Origin of the sequence: Pseudomonas sp. NPDC087598, from assembly GCF_044743525.1 — a bacterium.
In the GTDB taxonomy this organism is placed as follows: domain Bacteria; phylum Pseudomonadota; class Gammaproteobacteria; order Pseudomonadales; family Pseudomonadaceae; genus Aquipseudomonas.
Genome location: NZ_JBIUWQ010000101.1, coordinates 1 through 9146, shown reverse-complemented (window position 1 = coordinate 9146; position 9146 = coordinate 1). Strand labels below are relative to the sequence as shown.

Annotated in this window: 11 protein-coding genes; 5 read left to right on the top strand and 6 right to left on the bottom strand. The window is 59.8% G+C overall.

Translation table 11 applies throughout. The features are described from left to right. Window positions 1–462, bottom strand: a 462-nt coding sequence (locus ACIOWE_RS29060) for a transporter substrate-binding domain-containing protein (RefSeq protein ID WP_401398367.1), incomplete at its 3' end; no start/stop codon positions are given. A gap of 468 nt (window positions 463–930) precedes the next feature. Between ACIOWE_RS29060 and ACIOWE_RS29055 the strand changes: the two genes are divergently transcribed. From ACIOWE_RS29055 to ACIOWE_RS29035, 5 genes are all read left to right on the top strand, one after another. Continuing rightward, entirely contained in the window at window positions 931–1587 is a 657-nt protein-coding gene (locus ACIOWE_RS29055) for an alpha/beta hydrolase (protein WP_401398365.1), read from the top strand. Window positions 1588–1696: 109 nt separating this feature from the next. Next, window positions 1697–3187, top strand: coding sequence for an ATP-dependent RNA helicase RhlB (gene rhlB / locus ACIOWE_RS29050; protein ID WP_401398363.1), 1491 nt, complete (start codon window positions 1697–1699; stop codon window positions 3185–3187). Window positions 3188–3324: 137 nt separating this feature from the next. Continuing rightward, window positions 3325–4269: an ornithine cyclodeaminase family protein gene (locus ACIOWE_RS29045; RefSeq protein ID WP_401398361.1), complete on the top strand. Its 945-nt coding sequence runs from the start codon at window positions 3325–3327 to the stop codon at window positions 4267–4269. Between the two features lie 150 nt (window positions 4270–4419). Then, window positions 4420–5547 (top strand): NAD(P)/FAD-dependent oxidoreductase, encoded by a 1128-nt coding sequence (locus ACIOWE_RS29040; RefSeq protein WP_401398359.1) that lies wholly within the window; start codon window positions 4420–4422, stop codon window positions 5545–5547. Between the two features lie 93 nt (window positions 5548–5640). Continuing rightward, window positions 5641–6267, top strand: coding sequence for a transcriptional regulator (locus ACIOWE_RS29035; protein WP_401398358.1), 627 nt, complete (start codon window positions 5641–5643; stop codon window positions 6265–6267). Between the two features lie 126 nt (window positions 6268–6393). Here the strand turns inward: ACIOWE_RS29035 and ACIOWE_RS29030 are convergent, their stop codons facing one another. The 5 genes from ACIOWE_RS29030 to ACIOWE_RS29010 all read right to left on the bottom strand — a co-directional run. Continuing rightward, complete coding sequence (locus ACIOWE_RS29030) at window positions 6394–7170, bottom strand: ABC transporter substrate-binding protein (protein WP_401398356.1); 777 nt, start codon at window positions 7168–7170, stop codon at window positions 6394–6396. Between the two features lie 299 nt (window positions 7171–7469). Next, a complete protein-coding gene (gene moaE / locus ACIOWE_RS29025; protein ID WP_401398354.1) occupies window positions 7470–7922 on the bottom strand; it encodes a molybdopterin synthase catalytic subunit MoaE in 453 nt (150 codons plus the stop codon). A gap of 3 nt (window positions 7923–7925) precedes the next feature. After that, window positions 7926–8168, bottom strand: a complete 243-nt coding sequence (locus ACIOWE_RS29020; RefSeq protein WP_401398352.1) for a MoaD/ThiS family protein — start codon at window positions 8166–8168, stop codon at window positions 7926–7928. Next, the gene (gene moaC / locus ACIOWE_RS29015; RefSeq protein ID WP_093437022.1) at window positions 8165–8638 is read right to left on the bottom strand and encodes a cyclic pyranopterin monophosphate synthase MoaC; all 474 of its coding nucleotides are present in this window, start codon (window positions 8636–8638) and stop codon (window positions 8165–8167) included. Before moaC ends, ACIOWE_RS29020 begins: the two co-directional genes overlap by 4 nt. Window positions 8639–8877: 239 nt before the next feature. After that, a partial coding sequence (locus ACIOWE_RS29010; protein WP_401398350.1) for a PhoH family protein occupies window positions 8878–9146 on the bottom strand: 269 nt, incomplete at its 5' end.

Genomic DNA, 9146 nt, shown 5'->3' with positions numbered 1-9146 from the left:
CTGGCTGCAGATGGTAGCACCGTCCAGCTCTGTGGCACTCTTCACGCCCAGCTTGTTGTTTACCAGGAAGCCGATGCCGTCATAGTAGGTAATGAAGCCCGGGAATTTCAGGCCCATGCCCGCGTCACGGGAGCTGGTCATGGTGGTGTTGCGCGACAGAATGTCGATCTCGCCGGATTGCAGCGCGGTGAAGCGCTCCTTGGCGTTCAACTGACTGAACTTGACCTTGGTCGCGTCGCCGAATACGGCAGCGGCTACGGCGCGGCAGACGTCAGCGTCGATGCCGAGGATCTTGCCGGTAGCGTCCGGAACCGAGAAGCCTGGCAGACCGTCGCTCACGCCACACTGCACGAAACCTTTCTTCTGTACGGCATCCAGGGTTGCACCCGCCTGAGCGAACCCGCTGACGCCGAGTACTGCTGCTGCAGTCACGACTGCCAGAGTGGATTTCAACATCTTCATTCAAACCTCCAGTTTTGCTCTTGTTGTGTCGGAGCTTGAGTCCTGTCGCACCCTTTTGAGGCGTTGTTGACCCGTGTTGGCTTTTTTTGGGGTCAACCGACGTAAGACCTTCGCTATGAGTCTTTCAGGAGAAAATCCACATCATGGACAACTCACTTCTCACCAATCGGCCGAACGGGCTGTAGCCCTGTCACGTTCGCTGAGCCCGTAGCGGCCATTGGCGAACATCCATCACCGGATTCGTTGCTATCCCTTCGCGAGTCGTACACTGATAGTGTTACCGCCAGGCTTGGGACGCTTCGTACACAGTCCTCCATAGCAAAGCCCGTACCACACCGGCCGCTGAAGCGATTGAGCGACAGGTCAATAGCAAAACTTGTACCCTTGCGACATCTTCTTAACGGATCAACCGGGCGCGCACTCCAATCACGCACTTAATGAGAGCGCCCGCACATATTTGGAGCAGCCATGACCGAGCCCTTGATTCTTCAGCCTGTTAAGCCCGCAGACGCCTGCGTGATCTGGCTGCACGGCCTGGGGGCCGACCGCTACGACTTTCTGCCGGTCGCCGAGGCGTTGCAGGAAAGCTTGCTGAGCACGCGCTTCGTTCTGCCCCAGGCGCCGACCCGTCCGGTCACCATTAATGGCGGATATGCCATGCCGAGCTGGTACGACATCAAGGCCATGAGCCCGGCCCGGGCGATCGACCGCGATGAGCTGGAAGCGTCCGCAGATCGCATCATTGAATTGATCGAAGAACAGCGCGCCAGCGGAATAGACGCCTCGCGGATTTTCCTCGCCGGTTTCTCCCAGGGTGGCGCCGTGGTTTTCCACACCGCATTTTTGAAATGGCAGGGACCGTTGGGTGGCGTACTGGCGCTGTCGACGTATGCGCCGACTTTCAGTGATGAACTGGAATTGTCCGCCAGCCAGCAGCGCATTCCGGTGCTGTCGCTGCACGGTCAGTTTGACAACGTGGTGCAGAACTCGATGGGGCGTACCGCCTATGAGTATCTGAAGGCCCATGGTGTCACCGTGACATGGCAGGAATACCCAATGGAGCACGAAGTGTTACCCGAAGAAATCCGCGACATCGGTGTCTGGTTGAGCGAACGCATGCGCTAATCGCCCCGGCTGTTTTCAGTCGCTGCAACACCCTTTGATCCCTCCCACTACGCCGCGCCCGATTCTTGCATTACACTGGCCGGCGTACATTCCTTAATCAATTGATGAGATGACCGTGCTCAAAGCACTCAAGAAGATGTTCGGTAAAAGCGAGGCTGAGCAGCTCGCGCCAGTTCCCAGTGCGCCGTCGCACGCCCCCGGCCATCGCAACGATGCCCGCCAGGCCGACCGCCCCGCTACCGTAGCGGCACCGAAACAAGAGGAAAAACCGGCCGCCGTCGCCACTCCAACGGCAGCTCCTGTTGCCGAAAGCGCCAGCAGCGAAGCGCCAAGACCGGCCAGACCGCGTCGCGAACCGAAGCCCAAGGCACCGGTTATTCCGTGGAAACTCGAAGATTTCGTTGTCGAGCCACAGGAAGGCAAAACCCGCTTCCACGATTTCAAGCTGTCTCCAGAACTGATGCACGCCATTCAGGATCTGGGTTTCCCGTATTGCACGCCGATCCAGGCGCAGGTGCTGGGTTTCACCCTCGCCGGCAAAGACGCCATCGGCCGCGCGCAGACCGGCACCGGCAAGACCGCCGCGTTCCTGATCTCGATCATCACCCAACTGCTGCAAACGCCGCCGCCGAAAGAGCGCTACATGGGTGAACCCCGCGCGCTGATCATCGCGCCGACCCGTGAGCTGGTGGTGCAGATCGCCAAGGACGCCGCCGACCTGACCAAGTACACCGGCCTCAACGTGATGACGTTCGTCGGTGGCATGGACTTCGACAAACAGCTCAAGCACCTCGAAGCGCGCCACTGCGACATCCTCGTCGCGACCCCGGGCCGTCTGCTCGACTTCAACCAGCGCGGCGACGTGCACCTGGACATGGTCGAAGTGATGGTGCTGGACGAAGCCGACCGTATGCTCGACATGGGCTTCATCCCGCAAGTGCGACAGATCATTCGTCAGACGCCACCGAAAAGCGAACGTCAGACGCTGCTGTTCTCCGCGACCTTCACCGAAGACGTGATGAACCTCGCCAAACAATGGACCACCGATCCGTCCATCGTCGAAATCGAAGTTACCAACGTGGCCAGCGAAAACGTCGAGCAACACATCTACGCCGTGGCCGGTGCCGACAAGTACAAACTGCTCTACAACCTGGTCAACGATAACGGCTGGGAGCGGGTAATGGTTTTCGCCAACCGCAAGGACGAAGTCCGCCGCATCGAGGAACGTCTGGTGCGCGACGGTGTGAATGCTGCGCAACTGTCCGGCGACGTGCCGCAACACAAACGCATCAAGACCCTGGAAGGTTTCCGCGAAGGCAAGATCCGCGTGCTGGTCGCAACCGATGTTGCCGGTCGCGGCATCCACATCGACGGCATCAGCCACGTGATCAACTTCACCCTGCCGGAAGTCCCGGACGACTACGTGCACCGCATCGGCCGTACCGGTCGCGCCGGCGCCGATGGCGTGTCGATCAGCTTTGCCGGTGAAGACGACTCCTATCAGTTGCCGTCCATCGAAGAGAAGCTCGGTCGCAAGATCAGTTGTGAAACGCCGCCGACGCATCTGTTGCGTGCGGTTGAGCGCAAGCGTCCGCAATAAGCGACGCTATAAAGAGAAAGCGCAGCCGGCAACGGACTGCGCTTTTTTTTGGCCCGGCATCTCAACAGGTGCTTGCGAGAGAAAACTAAAAGTCCATAATGGACAAATTAGTTTAGATCTTGCCTCCGGAGTCTGCCATGTCCAGTACGCCCTACGTGATCGACCAAATCCAGGCCCGCGAACTGTTGGCGCGCATCGACGTGCCGAAAATCCTGCGCAAGCTGTTTCGTGATCTTGCTGCCGGGCATGCTGTGCAGCCGGCGCAGCAATTGGTGGAATTCCCGCAGGGCGCCGGCGACTTCATCAATTATCTGGGGGTGTTGGCTGAAGACAGTGTGTATGGAGTGAAGACTTCGCCGTACATCGTTCGTGAGCAAGGCGCGTTGGTGACGGCGTGGACGCTGCTGATGTCGATGCAGACCGGGCAGCCGTTGTTGCTGTGTGATGCGGGTGAGCTGACCACCGCCCGAACAGCGGCGACCACCGCAGTAGCCGTCGATGCCCTCGCCCCGCTGGCTTCCCGGCGCCTGGCGATCATCGGCAGCGGCAAAATTGCCCAAGCGCATCTGCATTACGTGAAAAACCTGCGCGACTGGCAGAGCATCAGCGTCTATTCGCCGAGCCTGCTGGAGGATCGCGACACTCAGGCACTACTGAAAGCCATTGCGCCCGACCTGACAATTTCGCCCAGCCGTGAAGCCGCTGTCACTGATGCCGACGTGATCATGCTTTGCACCTCATCCGCAGGCCCGGTGATCGACCCCGGCGCGCTGAGCAAACCGGCGCTGATCACCTCGATCAGCACCAACGCCCCGCGTGCCCATGAAATCCCCCCGAACAGCCTCAACGACATGCAGGTGTTCTGCGACCACCGTCCGACCACGCCGGGGTCGGCGGGTGAGATGCTGATTGCCGCCGAGCAGCACGGCTGGAGCAAGGAGTCGATCATCGGCGACCTGGCGGATCTGCTCAGCGAAAAAGTCCAGCGTCCCGGTTACGACCGTCATGTGTTTTTCCGCTCAATCGGCCTGGGCCTGGAAGACATCGCCCTGGCCAATGCGGTTTATCACTTAAGTAACTGATACCACGATCCCTGTGGGAGCGAGCCTGCTCTCGAATGCGGTCTGACCGTCACTGAAGATGTCGACTGATACACCGCTTTCGCGAGCAGGCTCGCTCCCACAGAGGGGATAGCGAACGCCTTGATATTGCGTACTCACTGGGAGAACTTCATGAGCCAGGCAGATTTCATCATCATCGGCGGCGGGATTGCCGGCGCTTCCACCGGCTTCTGGCTGTCGCCGCACGCCAAAGTGATCGTGCTCGAACGTGAGTCGCACCCGGCCTATCACTCCACCGGGCGCTCCGCCGCGCTGTTCACTGCCGCGTACGGCACGCCGCAAGTGCGTGCACTGACCTTGGCCAGCCGCGAGTTTTTCGACAATCCACCGGCCGGCTTCTGCGAACACCCGCTGCTGACCCCGCGCGGCGAAATGACCGTGGATTTCACCGGGGACGCCGCCGAACTGAACAATCAATACCTCAGCGCCAAAGCCACAGTGCCGGAGATGCAGCTGCTAAGCGCCGATGAAGCCTGTGCCCGAATGCCGATCCTGCGCCGGGAGAAAGTCCACGGCGCGATCTACGACCCGAGTGCCAGCGACATCGACACCGATGCCCTGCATCAGGGCTACCTGCGTGGCATCCGTCGCAATAACGGCGAAGTCCATACCGATTGTGAAGTGCTCGGCTTGAGCCGCGACGCCGACGGCGTGTGGCAGGTGCAGACCAATGGCCAGACCTTCAGCGCGCCGGTGATCATCAACGCCGCTGGCGCCTGGGCCGACAAGATCGGCGCACTGGCCGGCGCCAGATCGCTGGGTCTGCAACCGAAACGCCGTGCCGCGTTCATCTTCGCCGGGCCAGAAGGCGTCGACACCCATCACTGGCCGATGCTGGTCAGCCTCGACGAGTCGTTCTACATGAAGCCTGACGCCGGCATGTTCCTCGGCTCACCGGCCAACGCCGACCCGGTCGAACCCCACGACGTGCAGCCGGAAGAGCTGGACATCGCCATGGGCATCTACCAGATCGAGGAAGCCACCACGCTGACCATCCGCCGCCCGACCCGCACTTGGGCGGGCCTGCGCAGTTTCGTCGCCGACGGTGACTTGCTCAGCGGGTTCGATCCGCAAGTGCCGGGGCTGTTCTGGGTCGCGGCGCAGGGCGGTTATGGCATTCAGACTTCACCGGCGATGGGCCAGGCCAGTGCGGCGCTGGTGCGCGGCCAGGCGTTGCCCGAACAACTGCGTCAGTTCGGTCTGAGCAGCCACATGCTCTCCCCCAACCGCCTCGCCTGATCGTCCATCCTGATGACGCGCCCAACGGATTGCGGCACACTCGCAGCGCCCCCTGTTCACGGGGGCGCTGACGCTGCCTGGAGCTCCACTGTCATGACCGCCCCCGAATTCGACCCGGCGCTGGATAATTTCCGCGCCATCGCCGATGCCATCGCCACACTGTTTTTCCCCCACGCTGAAGTGGTGCTGCATGACTTGCGCACGCAGAGGGTCGACTACATCGCCAACAACCTGTCCAAACGCGAGATCGGCGACGAGTCGTCGCTGGAAGACATGCTCAGCGAGGACGTCAGCGACAGAAACATCGGCCCATACGAAAAACTCAACTGGGACGGTCAGAAAATCCGCAGCCTGAGCACCGTGCTGCGCGACCGCGAAGGTCTGCCGCTGGCGGTGTTGTGCATCAATCTGAATATTTCGCTGTTCGAAAATGCCAAGGCTGCACTGGATCTGTTTCTCTCGCCGAGCAAACTGATTCCACAGCCGGATTCACTGTTTCGCGATGACTGGCAGGAGCGCATCAACACGTTCCTGCACGCCTGGCTGCGCGAGCGGCAACTGAGCCTGAACCTGCTGACCCGCGATCACAAACGCGAACTGGTGCTGGCGCTGCACGCTGAAGGCGCGTTCAAGGGCAAGAGCGCCTCGAACTATGTGGCCAATGTGCTGAACATGGGACGGGCGACGGTGTACAAGCATTTGAAGGAATTGAAGGGCTGAAGATTTGCAGTGATTGATCTGGCCCCATCGCTGGCAAGCCAGCTCCCACAAGGAACTGCGGCGTACACAAACTCTGTGTACGACATAGAACAATGTGGGAGCTGGCTTGCCAGCGATGGCGGACTATCAGTCGCCGTAGATATCGGACTTGAAATACTTCTCGGAAATCTTCTGATATTCGCCACTCGCGCGAATGCCATCAATGGCGCCATTCAACTGGCTGACCAACTCGGTATTACCCTTGCGCACCGCAATCCCCGCGCCCTCGCCAACGTACTTCGGATCCTTCAACTCAGGCCCGACAAACGCATACCCCTGGCCACGCGGCATCGACAGGAAGTCATTCAGTGGAATGGTGTCGGCAAAGATTGCATCAAGCCGCCCCGCCGCCAGATCCATGTAGATTTCTTCGTTGTTGCTGTAGCGCTTGACGTTGATGCCTTTGGGTTCAAACACCTCAGTGGCATAACGGTCAGTGGTGGTGGCGCGCTGCACACCGACGTTCTTGCCCTTGAGACTGGCGTACTGGTCATCGACCGTGGCGCCTTCTTTCATCACCAGTCGCGACGAGGTGAAGTAGTACTTGTGGGTGAAATCCACCGACTTCTTGCGGTCTTCGTTGATGGTCATCGACGACAGCGCCATGTCGATTTTTTTCACTTTCAGCGAAGGGATCAGACCGTCGAACTCACCTTCGACCCACACACACTTGACCTTCATCTGCGCACACAAGGCATTGCCGATGTCGTAGTCGAAACCGACGATTTCGCCTTTGTCGGTTTTCGAGGCGAAAGGTGGATAAGCGGCTTCGATGCCGATGCGCAGGGTTTGCTCGGCGGCGAACACGCTGGCGGATGCCAACAGGCTGAGGGCCAGACCGGTGATGAGGGGAAGTTTCTTCATGTTCGTTCTCTCGCGGGTTGTTGTTGGTTTGGCAAGATGAAGAAGAGCAGCTGCGAGCTATTAGCTAAGAGCGGCGGGACGGAGCATTTTTGTACTTATAAATCCATACTGGACTCGTATGTACAAATCGTCAATCGAGGAAAAGGGAGTGTCAGTGGAATTTTTTGTTGTTGCAGAAGGCCCATCGCTGGCAAGCCAGCTCCCACAGGGCTCTGTGCTGCACACCGAATTTGTGCTCGACGCAAAACACTGTGGGAGCTGGCTTGCCAGCGATGTCGGACTAAAGGGCGGTACTGGACTTACTTGTTCCAGCGATCCGTAGCGGCATGATCACTGTCACGCCCTTCCACCCAACGCGGGCCGTCGCTGGTGTTTTCTTTCTTCCAGAACGGCGCGCGGGTTTTCAGGTAATCCATGACGAAGGCGCAGGCGTCGAATGCAGCCTGGCGATGGGCGCTGGCGGCGCCGACGAAGACGATAGGCTCGCCCGGCTCCAGCGCGCCGATGCGGTGCAGCACTTCCAGCTTTAACAATGGCCAGCGCTGTTCGGCCTCGACGGCAATCTTGCCCAGCGCTTTCTCGGTCATGCCCGGGTAATGCTCCAGGAACATCCCCGCGACATCGAGACCGTCGTTGAAGTCGCGCACGTAGCCGACAAAACTCACCACCGCGCCGACGCCGACATTGGCCGCGTGCATCGCGTTGACTTCAGCGCCCGGATCGAATGGCGTGGCCTGCACACGAATCGCCATGGCTCAGCCTCCGGTCACGGTCGGGAAAAACGCCACTTCGTCGCCATCGACCACCGGCTCGTCGAGCTGGCAGAGGTCTTCGTTGCGCGCGCACATCAGGTTCTGCTCGCTCAATACCTCGGCGCCAGCACGTTGCGCCAACAGCGCACGCACGTCGTCGACGGTGGCGAAATCGCCTTCGACCTTTACCGAGTCCACGCCCAGCGCTTCACGGTAACGGGCAAAAAATTTCACTGTCAGGTTCATGGCTGCTCTGCCTGAAAGTGCCCGCTCTTGCCACCGACCTTCTCCAGCAGGCGTACGCTTTCGATGGTCATGCCACGATCCACGGCTTTGCACATGTCATAGATGGTCAGGGCGGCGACGCTGGCGGCGGTCAGCGCTTCCATTTCGACGCCGGTCTGCCCGGAGAGCTTGCAACGGGCGACGATGCGCACGGTGTCATCGCCGTCAGCGCTGAGTTCGACTTTGACGCCGGTGAGCATCAGCGGATGGCAGAGGGGAATCAGATCGCTGGTTTTCTTCGCAGCCTGAATACCTGCAATGCGCGCCACGGCAAACACGTCACCTTTGGGATGGCCGCCACTGACGATCATCTGCAGGGTTTCGGGGAGCATGCGCACCAGCGCTTGGGCCGTCGCTTCACGGAACGTCACGGCTTTTTCGGTGACGTCGACCATGTTGGCGCGACCTTGGGAATCGAGATGAGTCAGCACGGGATTACTCCTGATCAGGAGCGTCGATTGTAAACCTGCGGGTCAAATTTCCGCACCACTGATTATGAATTCACCGTTGCACCCTGTGGGAGCGAGCCTGCTCGCGAAAGCGGATTCAGATTCAGTATAAATGTCGACTGATACACCGCATTCGCGAGCAGGCTCGCTCCCACAGAAGAGATGCATTTCTCCATAAAAAAACCGGGCGGCTTTTGGGCCGCCCGTTTTTTGCTGAAGGGTTACAAATGCGATTCGGCGTATTCGGCCAGGATCGAGCGAGGCACCCCTTGCAGGGTGATGTGCACACCGTTGGGGAAATCCTTGAAGCGTTCAGTCAGGTAGGTCAGCCCGGAGCTGGTCGCGGACAGGTAAGGGGTGTCGATCTGCGCCAGGTTGCCCAGGCACACCACTTTGGAACCGGCGCCGGCACGGGTGATGATGGTTTTCATCTGGTGCGGCGTGAGGTTCTGGCATTCGTCGATCAGGATCAGGCTCTGCTGGAAACTGC